Annotated in this window: 20 protein-coding genes and 1 riboswitch; of the genes, 15 read left to right on the top strand and 5 right to left on the bottom strand. The window is 69.9% G+C overall.

Annotated features, from left to right (window positions below; all coding sequences use genetic code 11):
* The first annotated feature begins 14 nt into the window (after positions 1 to 14).
* Genes ACZ5WE_RS06065 through nthA form a run of 3 tightly spaced genes read left to right on the top strand, consistent with a single transcriptional unit; the run spans position 15 to position 1,172 of the window.
* Positions 15 to 308: a hypothetical protein gene (locus ACZ5WE_RS06065; protein WP_467695005.1), complete on the top strand. Its 294-nt coding sequence runs from the start codon at positions 15 to 17 to the stop codon at positions 306 to 308.
* Positions 301 to 585: an SH3-like domain-containing protein gene (locus ACZ5WE_RS06060; protein ID WP_467695007.1), complete on the top strand. Its 285-nt coding sequence runs from the start codon at positions 301 to 303 to the stop codon at positions 583 to 585. Before ACZ5WE_RS06065 ends, ACZ5WE_RS06060 begins: the two co-directional genes overlap by 8 nt.
* On the top strand, positions 585 to 1,172 hold the full coding sequence (gene nthA, locus ACZ5WE_RS06055) for a nitrile hydratase subunit alpha (RefSeq protein WP_467695009.1): 588 nt from the start codon (positions 585 to 587) through the stop codon (positions 1,170 to 1,172). The genes ACZ5WE_RS06060 and nthA overlap by 1 nt, the downstream gene beginning before the upstream one ends.
* On the opposite strand, the gene ACZ5WE_RS06050 is transcribed toward nthA, so the two are convergent.
* Entirely contained in the window at positions 1,169 to 2,761 is a 1,593-nt protein-coding gene (locus tag ACZ5WE_RS06050; RefSeq protein ID WP_467695011.1) for a tetratricopeptide repeat protein, read from the bottom strand. The two genes, nthA and ACZ5WE_RS06050, sit on opposite strands and share 4 nt — an antisense overlap.
* A gap of 98 nt (positions 2,762 to 2,859) precedes the next feature.
* Here ACZ5WE_RS06050 and ACZ5WE_RS06045 point away from each other — a divergent pair, with 98 nt between their 5' ends.
* Entirely contained in the window at positions 2,860 to 4,230 is a 1,371-nt protein-coding gene (locus ACZ5WE_RS06045; RefSeq protein ID WP_467695013.1) for an FAD-binding oxidoreductase, read from the top strand.
* A 40-nt stretch (positions 4,231 to 4,270) separates the two neighbouring features.
* Here ACZ5WE_RS06045 and ACZ5WE_RS06040 read toward each other — a convergent pair whose 3' ends face one another.
* On the bottom strand, positions 4,271 to 4,750 hold the full coding sequence (locus ACZ5WE_RS06040) for an SsgA family sporulation/cell division regulator (RefSeq protein ID WP_467695015.1): 480 nt from the start codon (positions 4,748 to 4,750) through the stop codon (positions 4,271 to 4,273).
* Between the two features lie 221 nt (positions 4,751 to 4,971).
* Here ACZ5WE_RS06040 and ACZ5WE_RS06035 point away from each other — a divergent pair, with 221 nt between their 5' ends.
* Complete coding sequence (locus ACZ5WE_RS06035; RefSeq protein WP_467695017.1) at positions 4,972 to 6,477, top strand: RDD family protein; 1,506 nt, start codon at positions 4,972 to 4,974, stop codon at positions 6,475 to 6,477.
* 203 nt (positions 6,478 to 6,680) lie between these two features.
* Positions 6,681 to 7,346, top strand: a complete 666-nt coding sequence (locus ACZ5WE_RS06030) for an RDD family protein (protein WP_467695019.1) — start codon at positions 6,681 to 6,683, stop codon at positions 7,344 to 7,346.
* A gap of 57 nt (positions 7,347 to 7,403) precedes the next feature.
* Here the strand turns inward: ACZ5WE_RS06030 and ACZ5WE_RS06025 are convergent, their stop codons facing one another.
* Positions 7,404 to 7,697 carry a hypothetical protein gene (locus ACZ5WE_RS06025; RefSeq protein WP_467695053.1) on the bottom strand — a complete coding sequence of 98 codons (294 nt, stop codon included), beginning with the start codon at positions 7,695 to 7,697 and terminating at the stop codon, positions 7,404 to 7,406.
* Between the two features lie 475 nt (positions 7,698 to 8,172).
* Here ACZ5WE_RS06025 and ACZ5WE_RS06020 point away from each other — a divergent pair, with 475 nt between their 5' ends.
* On the top strand, positions 8,173 to 10,587 hold the full coding sequence (locus ACZ5WE_RS06020) for an immune inhibitor A domain-containing protein (RefSeq protein WP_467695021.1): 2,415 nt from the start codon (positions 8,173 to 8,175) through the stop codon (positions 10,585 to 10,587).
* A gap of 147 nt (positions 10,588 to 10,734) precedes the next feature.
* Positions 10,735 to 11,088: a hypothetical protein gene (locus ACZ5WE_RS06015; RefSeq protein ID WP_467695023.1), complete on the top strand. Its 354-nt coding sequence runs from the start codon at positions 10,735 to 10,737 to the stop codon at positions 11,086 to 11,088.
* 55 nt (positions 11,089 to 11,143) lie between these two features.
* Here the strand turns inward: ACZ5WE_RS06015 and ACZ5WE_RS06010 are convergent, their stop codons facing one another.
* Positions 11,144 to 11,728, bottom strand: coding sequence for an isochorismatase family protein (locus ACZ5WE_RS06010; RefSeq protein WP_467695025.1), 585 nt, complete (start codon positions 11,726 to 11,728; stop codon positions 11,144 to 11,146).
* 139 nt (positions 11,729 to 11,867) lie between these two features.
* Entirely contained in the window at positions 11,868 to 13,196 is a 1,329-nt protein-coding gene (locus ACZ5WE_RS06005) for a nicotinate phosphoribosyltransferase (RefSeq protein WP_467695027.1), read from the bottom strand.
* Between the two features lie 80 nt (positions 13,197 to 13,276).
* On the opposite strand from ACZ5WE_RS06005, the gene clpS reads away from it, so the two are divergent.
* The 7 genes from clpS to ACZ5WE_RS05970 all read left to right on the top strand — a co-directional run bounded on the left by clpS (position 13,277) and on the right by ACZ5WE_RS05970 (position 19,774).
* Positions 13,277 to 13,591, top strand: a complete 315-nt coding sequence (gene clpS, locus ACZ5WE_RS06000) for an ATP-dependent Clp protease adapter ClpS (RefSeq protein ID WP_467695029.1) — start codon at positions 13,277 to 13,279, stop codon at positions 13,589 to 13,591.
* 11 nt (positions 13,592 to 13,602) lie between these two features.
* Positions 13,603 to 14,199 (top strand): DUF2017 domain-containing protein, encoded by a 597-nt coding sequence (locus ACZ5WE_RS05995; protein WP_467695031.1) that lies wholly within the window; start codon positions 13,603 to 13,605, stop codon positions 14,197 to 14,199.
* Positions 14,200 to 14,599: 400 nt separating this feature from the next.
* Positions 14,600 to 16,072: an amino acid permease gene (locus tag ACZ5WE_RS05990; RefSeq protein ID WP_467695033.1), complete on the top strand. Its 1,473-nt coding sequence runs from the start codon at positions 14,600 to 14,602 to the stop codon at positions 16,070 to 16,072.
* Between the two features lie 114 nt (positions 16,073 to 16,186).
* Positions 16,187 to 16,609 carry a M67 family metallopeptidase gene (locus ACZ5WE_RS05985; protein ID WP_160505274.1) on the top strand — a complete coding sequence of 141 codons (423 nt, stop codon included), beginning with the start codon at positions 16,187 to 16,189 and terminating at the stop codon, positions 16,607 to 16,609.
* Between the two features lies 1 nt (position 16,610).
* Positions 16,611 to 16,728, top strand: a riboswitch (cobalamin riboswitch).
* 45 nt (positions 16,729 to 16,773) lie between these two features.
* Positions 16,774 to 17,733: an ABC transporter substrate-binding protein gene (locus tag ACZ5WE_RS05980; protein WP_467695035.1), complete on the top strand. Its 960-nt coding sequence runs from the start codon at positions 16,774 to 16,776 to the stop codon at positions 17,731 to 17,733.
* Between the two features lie 149 nt (positions 17,734 to 17,882).
* Complete coding sequence (locus ACZ5WE_RS05975) at positions 17,883 to 18,974, top strand: FecCD family ABC transporter permease (RefSeq protein ID WP_467695037.1); 1,092 nt, start codon at positions 17,883 to 17,885, stop codon at positions 18,972 to 18,974.
* Positions 18,971 to 19,774 carry an ABC transporter ATP-binding protein gene (locus ACZ5WE_RS05970; protein ID WP_467695039.1) on the top strand — a complete coding sequence of 268 codons (804 nt, stop codon included), beginning with the start codon at positions 18,971 to 18,973 and terminating at the stop codon, positions 19,772 to 19,774. Before ACZ5WE_RS05975 ends, ACZ5WE_RS05970 begins: the two co-directional genes overlap by 4 nt.
* Positions 19,775 to 19,800 lie beyond the last annotated feature (26 nt).

Here is a 19,800-nt window from a genome sequence, read left to right as displayed (position 1 = left end):
GCTAGAGTGCGCGCATGGCCAGGATCAACGACGTCGGTGGGATGACGGGCTTCGGGCCCGTCGACACCACCGACGACACCGAGCCCTTCCACGCGGACTGGGAGGCGCGGGTGTTCGCGCTCAACAGTGCGCTGGTGCGTGAAGGCGTCTACAACCTGGACGAGTTCAGGGACGCCGTGGAGACGATGCCGCCGGGGGAGTACCTGGCGGCGTCGTACTACGAGCGGTGGTTCCACGCGATCCGGGTGCTCCTCGTGCGCAAGGGTCTGGTGACAGCGGCCGAGCTGGACGGTGAGTCGGATGGGTGACCGGTTCGTACCGGGCGCCCACGTCCGCACCACCCACCACGACCCGGCCCACCACACCCGCCTGCCGCGGTACGCCCGGGGCAAGCGGGGCGTGGTGATCGAACCCGAGGGCCGCCATCCCCTGGCCGACGTCAGCGCGCAGGGGCGCGGGGACGCGCCGGTGGAGCAGGTGTACGCGGTCCGGTTCGCGGCGCGGGAGCTGTGGGGCGAGGGGGAGCACGGGGTGGTGCTCGACCTGTGGGAGAGCTACTTGGAGCCGGAATCGGAGGGCACCTGATGTCCGGTACGCACTCGGATGCGTTGATCTCTCGTCAAGTGCGGGATCTGGAAGCCCTGTTGGAAGCGCGCGGAATCGTCGCCGGGGCGGTGCTCGATGAGGCCCTCGACGCGTTCCTCGCGGGGTCGTCGCCGCTGAACGGGGCACGGGTGGTGGCGCGAGCATGGACCGACCCGGCGTTCAAGGAGCGCCTCCTCGCGGACGGTACGTCAGCGGTGGCGGAGCTCGGCTACGCGGCGGGCGGCGTCCAGCCGCAGCGCCTGCGGGTGGTGGAGAACACCGCTCACGCGCACAACGTCGTGGTCTGCACGCTCTGTTCCTGCTACCCGGTGCGGCTCCTCGGCCCGTCTCCCAGCTGGTACAAGAGCGAGGCGTACCGCTCGCGCGTGGTGCGTGAACCGAGGGCGGTGCTCGCGGAGTTCGGCCTCTCCCTGCCCCCCGAGACGGAGATCACGGTCTGGGACTCCAGTGCGGAGACCCGCTACATGGTCCTGCCCCGCCGCCCTCCGGCCACCGACGCGCTCTCGGAAGCGGAACTCACGGGCCTGATCACCCGCAACGCCTTGATCGGCACAGCCCCGCTCTAGGTCCCCTGCGCGGCGGAGGGGCTCGGGGTCGGTTTCGGGGTGGGCTTGGGGCGGGGCCGGGTGGGAGTCGTCTCCTGGGGAGACGGTGGTTCGGGGGCGTACATCTGGGCCGGGCCGCCCTCCGGAGGGTCGCCCAGGGACCTCATGGCCTCCCGGGCCGCCGGGGCCAGCAGGGGGGAGAAGTACGGGTTCAGGCGCAGCGCCTCCCCGATGTGCCGCCGCGCGGCCCCGTACCGTTCGAGCTTCCGCTCGATCTCACCCCGGTGGTAGGCGAAGGTCGCGCTCAGCGGGCCCTTCTCCGTCGCCCGTGTGGCGTACTTCAAGGCATCCTCGTCCTCACCGGCCCGATGCAGCGCCCACCCCAGCGCATCCGCCGCCTCCGGACTCCCGTGGCGTTTGAACTCCGCCCGCAGACGGTCCACCGCCGCATCCGCGTCCCCGTGGTCCGCCTCGTAGAGGCCGAGGATCCGCTGATCGTTGACGCCGTTCACCCCCACCTGCTTCACCCGGGCCCGCAGCACGTCGTACTGCGCCCGCGCGGCCGGGGCCAGCTTCAGCGACTCGTACAGCTCACCGAGCGCCAGGGCGTACTCCGGCGCCGGCTGCTTGACCAGCGCGCTCTGATAGGAACGCAGCGCCTCCGACGTACGGCCGAGTGCCGCGAGCGCTCGGCCCTTCCCGGCGAGGGAAGGGTGGTGGTCGGGGTCCGAGACCAGCGCCGCCTCGTAGTAGCGAAGGGCCTGAGCGGGCTCGCCGCGTTCCCATGACAGCTCGCCCACGCGGTACAGGCACACCGCCTTCTCCGCAGGGCCCTCCGCGAGAGCCGCCGCGTCCATCAGCTTCGAGGCCGCGTCCTCGCGCCAGCCGCGGTCCCGGTAGACCTGGCCGGACCGGGCCAGCACGGCGGAGGTGCCCGGGTTCAGCTCCTTGAGCGTCTCCAGGGCCTTCTCCACGCCCTTCGCGTCACCCAGACCGCTGTACGCGTCGATCAGTGCGGGATACGTCGACCACCGCTTCGGCGCCAGCTTCACCGCGCTCTCCGCCCACGTCTTCGCCCCGCGGAAGTCGTGCCGCGCGTTCGCGAGCGCCGCCATGCCCGTCAGCGCCTGCGCGTTTCCTTCGGGACGCGTCTTCAGGGACGTACGCAGCGCCTCCTCCGCCTTGGGGTAGTACGCGGAGTCCGCGGTCCGAAGGCCCCGCTCGACGTAGGCGGCCCCGAGCACCGCCCACGACTCGTCGTCCCCGGGATACTTCCGCAGGTGCGCCTCCCGCTGCCCGATCAGCACGGTGAGGTCGGGCAGCGCCGCCGGAGCCCCGGCACCCGCTGCCGCCATCGCCCGACCGGCGGGCCCAAGGGCGGGCGGCGCGGCCTTCCCGCCCCCGTCGGGCAGCAGCACCACCACGCCGCCGAGCACCACACACCCGGCGACGGAGGCGAGCAGCACCCGCCGCAAGGAGGGGGAGCGGCGCGAGCCCCGCGGCGCCTCGCTCCAGATGGCGGGCGCGTGCGGCGGACGCCGGTCCTTCTCGCCCCTCGGGTCCTTCGTGTCCTTCTGGGTCACGGACTCGGACCCGGTCTCGATCTCCATGGCGCTCACTGTGCGTCAATAGGAAGAGCACATCCCGGCACGCGGACGGGCGTCGCACACGGGTTCACACCGATGGCCCCGAGTGCGAGGCTGTGATCATGAGCCGCACACTCATCGAACTCCTCCACGAGGGCCTCCCCGGCGACGCCGTCCTCACGGACCCCGACATCACGTCCTCGTACGCGAACGACATGGCCAGCTTCTGCGACGCCGGCACCCCGGCCGTCGTGGTCCTGCCACGGACCGTCGAGCAGGTCCAGCACGTCATGCGGACGGCGACCGAGCTACGAATCCCGGTCGTCCCGCAGGGCGCCCGCACGGGCCTGTCGGGCGGCGCGAACGCCAGCGAGGGCTGCATCGTGCTGTCGCTGGTCAAAATGGACCGCATCCTGGAGATCAGCCCCGTCGACCGGATCGCGGTCGTGGAGCCCGGCGTCGTCAACGCCACGCTCTCCCGCGCCGTGAACGAACACGGTCTCTACTACCCGCCGGACCCGTCCAGTTGGGAGACCTGCACCATCGGCGGGAACATCGGAACGGCCTCGGGCGGCCTGTGCTGCGTGAAGTACGGCGTGACGGCGGAGTACGTGCTCGGCCTCGACGTCGTCCTCGCCGACGGACGGCTCATGAGTACCGGACGGCGCACGGCCAAGGGCGTCGCCGGCTACGACCTCACACGCCTCTTCGTCGGCTCCGAGGGCAGCCTCGGCATCGTCGTGCGCGCGACCCTCGCCCTGAAGCCGCAGCCGCCCCAACAGCTGGTCCTGGCCGCCGAGTTCAGTTCCGCGCGGGCCGCCTGTGACGCCGTATGCAAGATCATGGAGGGCGGGCACGGCCCCTCGCTCCTGGAACTGATGGACCGCACGACCATCAGGGCCGTCAACGCGCTGGCCCACATGGGCCTCCCGGAAACCACCGAGGCGCTGCTCCTCGCGGCCTTCGACACCTCGGACCCCGCCGCGGACCTCGCGGCCGTCGGCGCGCTCTGCGAGGCCGCGGGCGCCACCCAGGTGGTCCCCGCCGAGGACGCGGCGGAGTCCGAACTGCTCCTCCAGGCACGGCGGTTGTCACTCACCGCGCTCGAATCCGTCAAGGGCACGACGATGATCGACGACGTGTGCGTGCCGCGCTCGAAGCTCGCCGACATGCTCGAAGGCGTCGACCGCATCGCCGACAAGTACAGCCTCACGATCGGGGTCTGCGCGCACGCGGGCGACGGCAACACCCACCCCACCGTCTGCTTCGACGCCGCGGACGCCGACGAGGGCCGCCGCGCCCGCGAGTCCTTCGACGAGATCATGGCCCTGGGCCTCGAACTCGGCGGCACGATCACCGGCGAGCACGGCGTGGGCGTCCTCAAGAAGGACTGGCTCGCACGCGAACTCGGCCCGGTGGGCGTGGAGATGCAGCGTGCCGTCAAAGCGGCGTTCGACCCGCTCTCCCTCCTCAACCCCGGCAAGCTGTTCTGACATCGGCCCGTACACGTCGTCGCCCCCGTGGCGGCGGAGGTCACTCACCGTCCTTGGACTCGTCCGAGGGCCAGGGGTCGCGCAGCCAGAGCTCGTCGGCGCGGCCCGTGGTCGGCATGAGCAGCTCGGCGAGGCCGTCGTCGATGCCGAGCCGCTCAGCCTCAGAGCCCGGAGGGACCACCCGCAGCGTGCGCTCGAGCCAGGCGGACACGGCGGGCGCCGGCGCCTCGAGGAGGGCGTCACCGTCGGGTGAAGTCAGCGCCATCAGGACGACGCTGCGCCCTTCGACCTTGGTCGGCCAGACCCGGACGTCGCCGTGACCGCAGGGCCTGAACACCCCCTCGACCAGAAGTTCGCGTGCGAACGTCCAGTTCACGGGGTGCTCGGAGCCGATGTGAAAGGCGATGTGGATGGCGTAGGGATCGTCGGTGCGGTAGGTGAGGCGGGCCGGGACGGGGATCGCGCGTTCCGGCGAGAGGACGAGTTTGAGCTCAAGCTCGCGTTCCACCACGGTGTGCATCTCGGTGCTGTTCCTTCCTCTTCCGGGGCCCTGGAGCGGGCCCGTGCAAGGAGAGAGCACGATGGTCGCGGAGCATTACGCGGGTTCGGGAAACATTTTCCGTACGTGGTTGAACTGTGCCCGGAAAGTGGTCTGTAGGGCAGGAGCCGCACAGGCGGACGCGGAGGTCTGATAGATGTGGAGCCTCAAAAAGACCCCCGAGCAGATACGGGACGACGGACATGAGCGCCCCAACTCCGGCCCCAGGCGACGACAGGCCCCGCGAAGGCTACTACCCCGATCCGTCCATTCCCGGATATGTCCGGTACTGGAACGGCGCGGCCTGGGTGCCCGGGACCAGCCGTCCCGCCCCGACCGACGGCGAATCGCTTCCCGCGCCTCCGGGAACGGGAGCGGCGACGCCGGCGTCCGCGGAGGAGACCGGGCCGCACTTCTTCGACGAGGAACCCCTGGCGGCGCCCGAGTCGGCGGCCGGCACGGTTGACGCCGACGCGTCGCAGCACGGGTCGAGGCCCGAGCCCGCCTCCGCCTGGCAGGCGGACGCGGCTCGGCAGACAGGGCTCGGCGGGGAGCAGGAGCGGCGGGTTTCGTGGGGCGAGCCCGAGCAGCGGGGTGCTTCGGGAGGCCGGGACGCTTCGGGAGCCCGGGATCCGCGTGACCCTCGCGTGCCGAGTGAGCCGAGTGAGCCGAGTGCGCCGACTGCCGGTTCGGCCCCCGCCTCCGCCTCCGCTCCTGAGGAGGCGCCCTCTCCTCAGGAGATGAACGGGCCGGGCACGGTGCAGATCCGAGCGATCAAGCCCGGAGGCTCGGGTGCGCCCGGAACGCCGCCGAAGGAGCCGCAGCCCCCGGCGGAGGGCACCGTGACGTTCCGCAGGCCCTCGGTGCCGGTGCGGCCGACCGCGGCGGCGCCCGCCACCGAAGGCACCATGGCGATCCGGGCGCTGCGTCCGAAGTCGTCCGGTGCGGCGGCGCAGACCCCGGCGCCCCCGCAGGCCGCCGTGCCTCCGCAGGCAGCCGCGCCCGCCCCTGCGCCGGCTCCCGCGCCCGGTCAGCCCACCGTCCCGCAGCAGGGCGGTGCGCCGGGTGCCGCGGCCTCGCCCGTGACCTCGGGGCCCGGTGGCGGCTCGCCCTCCTGGGCGCAGCAGGTGCACCGGCTCGCCGAGGGGGACGGGCAGCAGCAGCCCGTCGTGCCCTGGAAGCCGGTGGCCAACGACCCGTTCCTGGCGATGGCGCAGAACCAGGCGGCGGGGCGGCCCGCGGGGCTCGGCAAGCGGTTCGCGGCGCGGCTCATCGACACGGTCGTCCTCGCGGCCGTGACCGGGGCCGCGGCGCTGCCGCTCGGCGCGAAGGCCGCCGATCACGTCGACAGCAAGATCGACGCGGCGAAGATGTCCGGCGAGAAGGTCACGGTGTGGCTGCTCGACGGCACCACGGCGGGATACCTGGGGATGGTCCTCGGTGTGCTGCTCCTCTTCGGAGTCCTCTACGAGGTACTGCCCACCGCCAAGTGGGGGCGGACGCTGGGCAAGAAGGTCCTGGGGCTCCAGGTGCGGGACATGGAGGAGCACGAGACGCCGTCGTTCGGCTCGGCGTTGAAGCGGTGGCTCGTCTATGCGGTGCCGGGGGTCCTGGTGATCGGGGTCGTCGGGGTCCTGTGGTGCGTGTTCGACCGCCCGTGGCGCCAGTGCTGGCACGACAAGGCTGCGGGAACGTTTGTGGCGGGCTAGTTTCTGGCCCCGGGGCCCTGGGCGCCCTTGATCACCGGCTCCGCCGAGTTCGTCCTCAGGCGCCGGACGGGCTCGGCTCCGCCGAGTTCGTCCTCAGGCGCCGGACGGGCTGAGGATCAGCCCGTCCGGCGCCTGAGGACGCCCTTAACCCAGACAGCCCCTCGCCGGATGCGCCCCCGGCGCCCCCGCGGTCCACTCGGCCCATGAGTACCGAACCGCCGCAATACCCGCCGCCCCCCGACGACAACGACCCCTTCAGGAAGCAGCCCCCGCAGGACAGCGGCTCGGGCTCTCCCTACGGCACGCCCCCGCCACCCCCGCCGTACGGCGGAAGCGGCGGCCAAGGCCCCTATGGCGGAGGCGGAGATCCCTACGGCGGAGGCGGCGGACCGTACGGCGGAGGGAACGACCCCCTCGCCGGCATGCCGCCCCTGGCGGACAGCGGCAAACGCGTACTCGCCCGCATCCTCGACATGATCCTCGTCGGCATCGTCGTTTGGCTGCTCTCCTGGGGCCTCGGCACGAACGAGTTCGACGTCGACCCGGACAAGGTGGAGTACGGGAAGAGCTTCGGGCAGTCCCTGCTGGCCGCCGTGCTCTACATCGCGTACGACACCTTCATGATCTCCAGGACGGGCCAGACCCTGGGCAAGAAGTGGCTGGGGCTTCGGGTCGCGAACCTCAACGACGGTGCGACCCCCACCCTGCAGACCGCGCTCGTCCGCGCGGCCGTCCTCTGGCTGCCCTTCGCCTTCTGCTGTGCCTGTATCTGGACGGCGATCTGCGGCGGCTGGAGCTTCTTCGACAAGCCCTACAAGCAGGGCCTGCACGACAAGGCGGCCAAGACAGTGGTGGTCAGCACCGGCTGACCAGGGGAGACCGCTGCGGCGGCAGTGACAGCGGCAGTTCCGGCGGGTTCGTGATCCTCACGGGCCCGCCGGCTCGCGTACGGACTCGGCCAGGACGGGAGCGGGGGCGCGCTGGACCGGGACGCGCTCGCCGGCGGTCCGTGCGGCGGGAGCGAGGCGTGCGGCCGGTGAGGCCGCGGGTTTCGGCTGCGGAACCGTCATCGCGACCAGTAATCCGAGGACGAGCGCGGCGGCGGCTATCACCGCGACCCCGATGCCCGAACTCGTCTGGGAGAGCAGCAGCATGGCGAGCGTGGAGAAGACGACGGTCAGCGTGCCGTAGGTGATCTGCGCGGGGGTCGGACGAGGCAGCGGCATGGGACGAGGCATGGCGTAATCCGTCCTCGGGACAGCGGATGCGGGGGTGGTCGGGCCCAATGTGAAGCTGTAATTCGAATCAAAGGGTGCCCGGCTGCGGCGACTTGAGATGTGTCGCCTCGCGCTGTAGCGCACCGTCGATTGACTCTATTCCGCTGCATGCCCGACGGGAACGGGCGGTAAGCGTGACCTAACCCACGGTGCGGCAGCACAGGGGGCGCACGGGTTCATGACGTCCATCAAGTGGACGGTGGGACGCGCCTGTTGACCATGCCCACGGGCGGGCGCACGCGTCCGGATAGCGGACCCCGGGGCCTGCATAGTGCACTTGGCCTGTGCAAGTCAAGGTCTGTCTTTTCTCTCGTATCTCCGGTCGAATGTCGTCACTTGTGACGCGTATCGCGCGCGGACCTCCTCCGACCGGGACCTCGGCCCGCCTTCGCGCGGACGCGGGGGAGGACAGCATCAAGTGACAGTCAGTAGACGGACGTTCAGAGCCACCGCGGCTGCCGTGGCGATGGCCGCGGCAGCCGCCACGTTCTCGGCAGCCACCGCGTCGGCCAAGGACGATGGTCCGGGCGGCGCTCCCGCCATCGACCGGCAGGACCCGAGCAGGGCCAAGGCGCAGGTCGACCACGACCTGGACGGGCCCTTCAGCAAGGAGCAGGCCCAGCAGCGCAAGGCCGCTCTTCAGCAGGTCATCGAGGGCGACGCCAAGGTCCAGAAGCGCGGCGGCTCCCAGGTCGTGAAGCTCGACGACAAGAAGTACGTCGAGCTCGGCCGGGAGAAGACCGACAAGATCTTCACGATCCTGGTCGAGTTCGGGGACAAGGTGGACGACACCACCATGTACGACCCCGACGGTCCGGAAGGACCCGAGGCGCCGATCAAGAAGTACGGCGGCAAGCCCGGCCCGGCGCACAACAAGATAGCCGAGCCGGACCGTGCGAAGGACAACAGCACGGCCTGGCAGAAGGACTACAACCAGAAGCACTTCCAGGACCTCTACTTCGGTGAGGGCAAGGACGCCAAGGGCAAGAAGAAGGAGTCCCTGAAGACCTACTACGAGAAGACCTCGTCCGGCCGCTACTCGGTCGACGGAGAGGTCTCCGACTGGGTCAAGGTCGACTACAACGAGGCGCGGTACGGCTCCAACTACTGCGGCGACACCAACTGCGCCAACGTCTGGGACGCGGTGAAGGACGGCGTCACTGCCTGGACCAAGGACCAGAAGGCCCAGGGCCGCACGGACGCCCAGATCAAGGCGGACCTCGCCAAGTACGACCTCTGGGACCGCTACGACTTCGACGGCGACGGCGACTTCAACGAGCCCGACGGGTACATCGACCACTTCCAGATCGTCCACGCGGGCGAGGACGAGTCGGCAGGCGGCGGCGCCGAGGGCACCAACGCCCTGTGGGCGCACCGCTGGTACGCGTACGGCAGCGACGCGGGCAAGACCGGTCCCGGCGAGAACAAGGCGGGCGGCACGCAGATCGGCGACTCGGGCATCTGGGTCGGCGACTACACGATGCAGCCGGAGAACGGCGGCCTCGGCGTCTTCGCCCACGAGTACGGCCACGACCTCGGTCTGCCCGACCTGTACGACACGACGGGCAAGGGCGAGAACTCGGTCGGCTTCTGGTCGCTGATGTCGGCCGGTTCCTGGCTCGGCACCGGCAAGGACGCCATCGGTGACCTGCCCGGCGACATGACCGCCTGGGACAAGTTCCAGCTGGGCTGGCTCGACTACGCCAAGGCCAAGGCCGCGACGACGTCCGAGCACAAGCTGGGCGTCTCGGAGTACAACACCCGCCACCGTCAGGCGCTCGTCGTCGACCTCCCGAAGAAGGCCGTCACCACCACGGTCACCAAGCCCACCGAGGGTTCCAAGCAGTGGTGGAGCGATCAGGGCGACGACCTCAAGAACACCCTGACGCGCTCGGTCGACCTGAGCGGCAAGGCCAAGGCCGCGCTCACGCTGGACGGTTGGTGGGACATCGAAGCCAACTACGACTACCTCTACACCGAGGTGTCGACGGACGGCGGCGCCAACTGGACGCCGGTGGACGGCACGGCGGACGGCAAAGCCATTCCGCGCGACGCCGGCGACAAGCCCGCGTTGACCGGCGCGTCCGGTGCGTACAAGAAGCTCGCGTTCCCGCTCGACGCGTACGCCGGCAAGAAGATCGACCTCCGTTTCCGCTACTCCACGGACGGCGGCGCGGGCGGCAAGGGCTTCGCGGCCGACGGCCTCGCGATCACCGCGGACGGTGCCAAGGTCTTCGAGGACGGCGCCGAGGGCGACGACAACGGCTGGACGGCGAAGGGCTTTTCGCGCATCGGCGAGTCCTTCACCAAGAACTACGACCAGTACTACCTCGCCGAGAACCGGCAGTACGTGTCGTACGACAAGACCCTGAAGGTCGGCCCGTACAACTTCGGCTTCTCCAAGACCCGTCCGGACTGGGTCGAGCACTACCCGTACCAGACCGGCCTGATGGTCTGGCAGTGGGACACCTCGCAGAAGGACAACAACACCAGCGCGCACCCCGGCCAGGGTCTGATCCTGCCGGTGGACGCGCACGCCAAGCCGCTCAAGTGGGCGGACGGCACCCTGCTGCGGAACAAGATCCAGCCGTTCGACGCGCCCTTCAGCAAGTTCGCGACCGACAAGTTCACGCTCCACAACGCGGACGTCGCGCTGAAGATCAAGTCCCAGAAGGGTGTCCCGGTCTTCGACGACCACAAGGGCACCTACTGGTTCAAGGAGAACCCCACGGGCAGTGTCAAGGTCACTGACACCAACACCCAGATCAAGATCATCAAGCAGCCGAAGGATGGCTCCTCGATCACGGTCCAGGTGGGCCCCTCCAAGAAGTAATTAGCGTTTACGCAGGTCAAGCCATGATCGGTCGTCGCCCTCTAGCGGGCGGCGGCCGATCGTGTTTAGGTGCGTCCTGTGGATTTCTTATTGACACGGGGCTCGGCCAGGAGCCCCGTGCGACGTCTCACGGGGGTGTGACCAGCCATGTCCGCAGGAGGTTTCAGCAAGCTGCCGAACGGCAGTGTGGTGGTGGCCCTGACGCTGCCGAACCCCGCCCTGGGCGGCGGCAGCGTCCGGATGATCGTCCACGCGGTGAACCGCGCGAGGGCCCTGACCCGCCTGCGGAACCTGGGCCTGCGAGCCGTCTATCTGCGGGGCAACGCGGAGCCGCCGACGCCGGACGAGATCACGGCGGTGCTGCATCACCCGGACGGCCTCATATGGCGTACGGCGCCGGACGCTGCCGCTGAGCTTTGGCATCCGATCAGGGCTTTGAAGCGGCAGGCGCTGCAGGGGGAGAGACTGTCTGATCTGCCCCTGCGGGCCGGTGGGGGCTGAGCGCGCAGTTCCGCGCGCCCCTGGGGGCCCGCGCCCCCCCTGCAGGGCTAGCGGGCTAGACCACCGGCTTGCCCGTCAGCTCTGCCCCCGCCGCCCGCAGCTCCTCCAGAGCCCGCTCTGTCGTCTCCCTGGAGACCCCCGCGGTCAGGTCGAGCAGGACCACCGTGGCGAACCCCTCCCGCACCGCGTCGAGCGCCGTGGCGCGCACGCAGTGGTCGGTGGCGATCCCCACCACGTCCACCTCGGTGATCTTCCGGTCCCGCAGCCAGTCGGCCAGCGGGACGCCGTTCTCGTCGGCCCCCTCGAACCCGCTGTAGGCGGCCGAGTAGGCCCCCTTGTCGAAGACCGCGTCGATGGCCCCGGACGCCACGACCGGCGCGAAGTTCGGGTGGAACCCGATCCCCTCGGTCCCCGCCACACAGTGCGGCGGCCAGGAGCGGACGTAGTCCGGCCGGTCGGAGAAGTGGTCGCCCGGGTCGATGTGGTGGTCGCGGGTGGCCACCACGTGCCGGTAGCCCGCCGGCGCCTGGCCGATCAGCTCGGTGATCGCGGCGGCCACATCGGCTCCCCCGGCCACGGCGAGGCTGCCGCCCTCGCAGAAGTCGTTCTGCACATCGACGACGATCAGAGCGCGGCGCATCGGGTGTCCTTCGGCTCGGCAAGACTCGTAGGCGTTGGGGGAGGGAGAGGGGACTCGGCCGGATGAACCGAGCGTAGAGACTTCGAACGCGATGCGGGAGAGGGCGTTCGAACGCCCTCTCTCCGCTCCGGCGCACAATTCAGATGTACTCCGTCGGAATGACGGCCTCGCCCTTCGACAGCTGCGTGGCCGACAGGGGAAGCCGCCCCCGCGCCTCCGCGTGCCGGTCGCGCACGGTGTCGAGCGGCTCGCGCGCCACCACCTCACCGCCCTTGACCAGCTCGACGAGCAGCTGGTGGTCGGCGAGCTCCACCGGCACGGCGCCCGTGCCGATCACCTCGGCCTCGGCGATGCCGTGGTCGTCGGGCCGGCGCGCGGCCCACTTGCGCCCGCCCACCGACGACTTGGCGCCGAGCGACTTCTTGGCCACCGGCTCGAGGCGGGCGTGCGGGTCGGCCGAGTGGGCGCGGGCCACCAGCTTGTAGACCATCGAGCAGGTCGGGTGCCCGGACCCGGTGACGAGCTGTGTGCCGACGCCGTACGCGTCCACGGGCGCCGCCGCCAGCGAGGCGATGGCGTACTCGTCGAGGTCGGAGGTCACGACGATCTTCGTCTTGGTCGCACCGAGCTCGTCCAGCTGCTGCCGGACCCGGTGCGCCACCAGGAGCAGGTCGCCCGAGTCGATGCGCACGGCGCCGAGCTCGGGCCCCGCGACCTCGACGGCGGTGCGGACGGCCTCGGTCACGTCGTACGTGTCCACGAGCAGGGTGGTGCCGGGGCCGAGTGAGTCCACCTGGGCCTGGAAGGCATCGCGTTCGTTGTCGTGCAGGAGGGTGAAGGCGTGGGCCGACGTGCCGACCGTGGGGATGTCGTAGCGGAAGCCGGCGGCCAGGTCGGACGTGGTGGTGAAGCCGCCGACGTACGCGGCGCGCGAGGCGGCGACGGCCGCCAGCTCGTGCGTACGCCGTGCGCCCATCTCGATCAGCGGGCGCTCCCCGGCGGCCGAGGCCATCCGGGAGGCCGCGGCCGCGATCGCCGAGTCGTGGTTGAGGATGGAGAGGACCACCGTCTCCAGGAGCACGCACTCGGCGAAGGAGCCCTCGACGCGCAGGATCGGCGAGCCGGGGAAGTAGACCTCACCCTCGGGATAGCCCCAGATGTCGCCGCTGAAGCGGTACGAGGAGAGCCACGAGAGGGTCTCCTCGTCGACGACACGGCGCTCGCGCAGGAAGCCGATGACGTCCGCGTCGAAGCGGAAGTTCTCCACGGCGTCCAGGACACGGCCGGTTCCGGCCACCACTCCATAGCGGCGTCCCTCGGGCAGTCTGCGCGTGAAGACCTCGAAGACGGAGCGCCGGTCGGCGGTGCCGGCCTTCAGCGCGGCCTGCAGCATCGTGAGCTCGTAGTGATCCGTGAAGAGCGCTGTCGACGGAACATCCACCGGCAGCCCAAGGTCCGCTGTGTTCATACGAAGGATGCTACCCCGCATCTCGTCACTCTGACGATTTCCCGGGTCCATTTGTGCGAGGGCCCCCCGCGGGTGGCAGCATGGGACAAGTGAGTACGGCTCCCGCAGAGATCACCCGCCCGGAATCGGACGAAGAGACCTTCGCCGTCCCGGAGCCAGACGTCCCCTGGATCACGCTCGTCCACAACGACCCGGTCAATTTGATGAGTTACGTGACCTATGTGTTCCAGTCCTACTTCGGGTACTCGAAGGAGAAGGCCAACAAGCTGATGATGGACGTGCATCACAAGGGTCGCGCGGTCGTCTCCACCGGCTCCCGCGAGGAGATGGAGCGCGACGTACAGGCCATGCACGGATACGGTCTGTGGGCCACCCTCCAGCAGGACCGGAAGTAGCGACGCATCTGATGCCAGGACAATTCGAAGCCATTCCCGGGGGCGGCGCGGCCGTCGCGCTCGACGAGGTCGAGATCTCGATCATCCGGTCCCTGGCCGTGCAGCTCCTGGAGCTGATCGGCCCGGGCCCGGCCGAGGACGCCTCCGACGACCCCCTCGCGGAGCTGTTCGCGGAGGGCCCGAGCGAGCCGCCGACCGACCCCGTTCTCCAGCGGCTGCTGCCCGACGCCTACGGCGGCCCCGGCAGCGAGAAGGCCGATGAGGAGGAACTGCGGGCGTACTCCTCGGAGTTCAGGCGCTTCACCGAGAACGACCTGCGGGCCAAGAAGCGCGAGGACGCCCTGGTGGTGATCCGCTCCCTGGACGCGATGTCGTCGAAGGGTGAGGGCGGCGCCGTCCTGAAGCTGTCCGCCGACGAGTCGCGGCACTGGCTCGGCGCGCTCAACGACCTCCGCCTCGCGATCGGCGCCCGCCTCGAAGTGACCGACGAGGAGGACACGGACCTGCTCTACCAGCTGCCGGACTCCGACGCCCGCAAGCCGATGGTGATGGCCTATCTCTGGCTCGGCGGGCTGCAGGAGACGTTGGTCGGCACACTCATCGGCTAGTCGGCACGCACCAAGCTCAGTCGGCCCCTCACCGGTCAGAAGTCACACGGAAGTGGGCCCGGTCGTCCGAAAAGTCGTTGTAAGCAGCAGCGATTACGCTCCGTTCGCTCATCGGACGCTCAAATCCGGATAACGATCGCGTCACTTCAATGCCCGCTTTTCATGCGCCAAGGGAATTTTGTCCGGTTCTTCTCGTGGTGTGGGCCACACGTGGCTGAACCGATCACTATTGCGGCCGTGATAAATCTTCACGACCACTCGGTGACGCCACCCATGTCACCGGTGGCGCTCGGGCCGGCAGACCGCCGGTAGCACTCCATCCATATCCGGGGGGATCAGGACCTGATCCGTGGCCATAACGCGACTGCGGGCACGGATCAGCGTGGAGAAAGGCGTCACCATGACCTCAGTGCAGGTCGAAGAGCATCACGACGGCAATGAGGCCGGCGGAGCGGGCGGTTCGTCCGGTTCGTCAGGCGAGGGCTATCAGCGCGGGCTCGGCGCCCGGCAGATCCAGATGATCGCGATCGGCGGTGCCATCGGCACCGGCCTGTTCCTCGGCGCGGGCAAGGCCATTCACAAGGCCGGTCCGAGCCTCATCCTGGCGTACGCCATCGCCGGCCTCGTCATCTTCTTCATCATGCGGGCCCTGGGCGAGCTGCTCATGTACCGCGCCGTGTCGGGCTCCTTCTCGGAGTACGCGCGTGAATTCATCGGCCCGTTCTTCGGGTACGTGACCGGCTGGACGTACTGGCTCTTCTGGGTCGTCACCGGCATCACGGAAGTCACAGCCGCGGCCCAGTACATGCAGTACTGGACACACGACGCCATTCCACAATGGGCCTACGCGCTGATCTTCACGGTCATCCTGTACGGCGCCAACCTGATCTCCGTGAAGCTCTTCGGAGAGCTCGAGTTCTGGTTCTCGATGGTCAAGGTCACCGCGATCATCGGCATGATCCTCATCTGCGCCGGCATCCTCACCATCGGCTTCTCCGACGCCGGTGACACCGCCTCCGTGTCCCACCTGTGGGACCAGGGCGGGTTCTTCCCGAACGGCATCGGCTCCACGCTGATGACGCTGCAGATCGTGATGTTCGCCTTCCTCGCCGTCGAGCTGGTCGGCGTCACCGCGGGCGAGTCCAAGGACCCGAAGACCGTCCTGCCCAAGGCCATCAACACCGTGCCGTGGCGCATCGCCGTCTTCTACGTGGGCGCCCTCGTCATGATCCTCTCGGTCGTGCCGTGGACCTCGTTCCAGCCGGGCGTCTCGCCGTTCGTCGCGGCCTTCCAGGAGATGGGTCTCGGTATCGGGGCCGCGATCGTCAACTTCGTCGTCCTCACGGCCGCGCTCTCCTCCTGCAACTCCGGCATGTACTCCACCGGCCGCATGCTGCGCGACCTCGCGCTCAACGGCCAGGGCCCGAAGTTCTTCACCAAGCTGACGAAGAACGGTCTCCCGCTGGTCGGCACCACCTTCTCCGCGACGCTGATGCTGGTCGGCGTCTGGATCAACTACCAGTGGCCGGGCGAGGCGTTCAACTACGTCGTCTCCTTCGCGACCATCTCCGGCATGTGGGCCTGGATCATGATCCTGATCTGCCAGATCAAGTACCGCCGCAAGGCCGACCGCGGCGAGCTGCCGCAGTCCACCTTCCGGGCGCCGGGAGCCCCGTACACGAGCTGGTTCGCGCTGGCCTTCATCGGCATGGTCATCGTGATGATGGGCGTCGACAAGGACGCCCGGATCTCGCTCTACGCGGCTCCGGTGTGGGCGCTGATCCTCGGCGTCGGCTACCTCATCATGCAGAAGCGCAACGCGCAGTCGACGGGTGGCGGCGAGGCGGGCCAGAAGGACGCCGTGAAGTCCTGATCGCCGGGGCGTCCTCCGCCTGATCACCGAGGCATCCCCCGCCTGATCCCAGCATGTGGGCCGGTCCGTACCACTCTTCGGTACGGGCCGGCCCTTCTGCTTATCCTGGCTGCCATGCTGACCCTGACCCAGGCCCTCCACGACCAGATCGTCGCGCACGCGCGCCAGGACCACCCCGACGAGGCCTGCGGTGTGGTCGCGGGCCCGGAGGGCACAGGCCGCCCCGAGCGCTTCATCCCGATGCTGAACGCGGCCCGCTCGCCCACGTTCTACGAGTTCGACTCGGGCGACCTCCTCAAGCTCTACCGCGAGATGGACGACCGCGACGAGGAGCCGGTGATCGTCTACCACTCGCACACGGCGACCGAGGCCTACCCCTCGCGCACCGACATCTCGTACGCCAACGAGCCGGGCGCCCACTACGTCCTGGTCTCCACGGCCGACACCGACGACGCGGGCGACTTCCAGTTCCGCTCCTTCCGGATCGTCGACGGCGAGGTCACCGAAGAAGAGGTGAAGGTCGTCCAGGCATACTGAGCTCCACCTTGAGGCGGCAGGACCCAGGAAGCCGGTGCGAATCCGGCACGGTCCCGCCACTGTGACCCCACCCCGCGAGGGTGGGGCAGTCAGGAACTGACCTGCCGCCTTCTTCTCCCACGACGCAGGGGACGCGGAAATCCCCTGGAGGAGGCAGCCCAGCCATGTCCCGCCCCAAACGTCTGCTGCTGGCCGCGGCCCTGCTGGCCCCGCTCGCCGCGTGTTCGTCCTCCGACGGCACCGCGTCGAAGCCGGAGTCCAAAGCGCCGGGCTTCCCGTACACGGTCACGAACTGCGGCGTGAAGACGACGTACGAAGCACCCCCGAAGCGGGCCGTCACGATGAACCAGCACGTCACGGAAGTGATGCTGGAGCTGGGCCTAGAGGACCGCATCGCGGGCACGGCCTACCTGGACGACAAGATCCTGCCGAAGTACGCGAAGGCGTACGCGGACACCCCCGTCCTCGCCAAGGAATACCCCTCGTACGAGAAGCTCCTGGCCGCGAACCCGGACTTCGTCTACGGCGGTTACGCGTCCGCCTTCCTCGCCGGCGAGGGCCGCAGCCGCGGGGCCCTGGCGAAGTCCGGCATCGAGAGCCGCCTCGACGTCGAGGGCTGTGCGAAGCGGGCCGTGTCGATGGACGACGTCTACAGGGAGGTCCGCGAGGTCGGCAGCACCTTCGGGGTGCGGCCGCGGGCGGACAAGTGGGTGGCCGCGGCGAAGCGCGAACTGGCCGCCACGGCCAAGGAGTCGAACTCCGGGAAGCCCGTCCCCGTCTTCGTCTACGACAGCGGCGACAAGACGGCGTTCACGGCGGGCGGCCGTGGGATCGGCAACGACATCATCGAGCGGGCGGGCGGCCACAACGTCTTCGCCGACCTGGACAAGTCCTTCGGCGACGCGTCCTGGGAGTCGGTGGTCGACCGCAGACCCGAGACGATCGTGATCCTCGACTACGGCGGCACGACGGTCGCCCAGAAGAAGAAGCGCCTCCTGGACGACCCGGTCCTGGCGGACGTCCCCGCCATCAAACACAAGCGCTTCGCGGTACTGCCGCTGTCGGACACGGTGGTGGGGGTGAGGGCCCCGGCGGCGGTGGGGAAGCTGGCGGACCAGCTGTGAGATCTCAGCCAGGCGGCCGGCTTGTCCAGCCCGCGCGGAGACGTTTTCAGCCCGTCCGGCGTTTGAGGACGAACTCGGCGAAGCCGGTGATTGACGGCAACCGGCCCGGGGGCCTGGGGGCGGAGACCCCCCACGCGGCGGAGCCGCAGATGTCACAGCCGGGAAGGGGCGGGATCGGGGGACGCCCCGCCAGGGCCGCCCGAACCCGCAGACGACTGACCTACGCGACAGTCATCGCGGCGCTCTGCGCAGCCCTCGCGGCAGCGGTCGTAGCGGGCCTGGCGCTGGGGTCGGTCCGGATACCCGCCACGGAGGTCCTGGAGATCCTGACGGGAGGCGCAGACCCCTCCCCGTTCCGCACCATCGTGCTGGACGTCCGCCTGCCCCGGGTCCTGCTCGGCGCAGCCGTAGGCGCCGGGCTCGCCGTCATCGGCACCGTCCTCCAGGCCCTGGTGCGAAACCCCCTGGCCGACCCGTTCCTCCTCGGCGTCTCATCCGGCGCCTCCGCCGGAGCCGTCGCCGTCATCGTCCTCGGCAGCGCCTTCGGCCTGGGCGCGGGCCTGGCCACCACCGTCACGATCCCGGCCGCGGCCTTCGCCGGCGCCCTGCTCTCGCTGCTCGTCGTCTACACCCTGGCCAGGTCCGGCGGCAGCTTCGCCACCGGCCGTCTGATCCTGGCCGGGGTGGCCGTCTCGTACATCCTCTCCGCCCTGACCAGCCTGATCCTGATCACATCCGACAGCGCCGACCACCTGAAGGAAGTCCTGTACTGGACCCTCGGAGGCCTCGGCAGCGCCCGCTGGGACATGCTCGCCCTGCCCGGCACCGCCCTGCTCGTGGGCACCGCGCTGCTCGTCGCCCTGGCCCGCCCCCTGGATCTGCTCCTGGTGGGCGAGGAGGGCGCCACGGTCCTCGGCCTGGACACCGCCCGCTTCCGCGCCGCGGTCTTCGTCCTCGCCTCGTTCCTGACCGGCGTACTCGTCGCGTACAGCGGGGCCATCGGTTTCGTCGGCCTGATGGTGCCGCACGCGGCCCGGATGCTGGTCGGCGCCGCACACCGGGTGCTCCTGCCGGTGGTGGCCCTGATGGGCGCGGTGTTCCTGGTGGCCGCCGACCTTGCCGCGCGCACGGTGGCGGCGCCGCAGGACATCCCGGTCGGCGTCCTGACGGCGCTGACGGGCGGCCCGTTCTTCCTGTGGATGCTGCGCAGGAACCGTACGCAGGAAGGGGTTCCCGCATGACCGACATGATGCTGCGTACCGAGAACCTCCTCTACGAGACGCCCGGCGGCCTGCGCCTGGTCGACGACGTCACCCTGCGCGCGGCCCGAGGCGAGACGATCGGCATCGTCGGCCCCAACGGCAGCGGCAAGACCACCCTCCTGCGCTGCGTCTACGGCACCCTCACGCCGACTGGCGGCCGCGTACTCCTGGACGGTGACGATCTTGCGGCCCGCTCGGCCAAGGACCGCGCCCGCCGCATCGCCACCGTCCCGCAGGACGGGCACACCGGCTTCGAGCTCACCGTCCGGCAGATCGTCGCCATGGGCCGCTCCCCGCACAAACGCTTCTGGGAGGCGGACACCGCGCGGGACGCCGTCCTGGTCGGCGACGCCCTGGAGCGGGTCGGCGCGGCCGGCCTCGCCCACCGCGTCTTCGCCGGCCTCTCCGGAGGCGAACGCCAGCGCGCCCTGGTGGCGAGGGCGCTGGTGCAGGAACCCGCGGTCCTCGTCCTGGACGAGCCGACCAACCACCTGGACATCCGCTACCAGCTGGAGATTCTCGCCCTCGTCCGCGACCTCGGCACCACGAATCTGCTGGCCCTGCACGACCTCAACCTGGCGGCCTACTACTGCGACCGTCTGTACGTCCTCGATGCCGGCCGCCTCGTCGCGTCGGGTCCGCCGAAGGAGGTCCTGACCAGCGAGCTCCTCTCAGAGGTGTACGGAGTGACGGCGGAGGTGGCGGTGCATCCGGCCACGGGCGCTCCGACGGTCACGTACCTGCCCTCAGCTGCGCCCCGTCTGCCGTCATCCACGTGATGGACGCGAACCGTCCACCATGCGAG

This window comes from Streptomyces sp. NPDC033180, assembly GCF_055577645.1.
The sequence above is the reverse complement of the archived record's forward strand: the minus strand, read 5'-3'. Positions and strand labels throughout refer to the sequence as shown.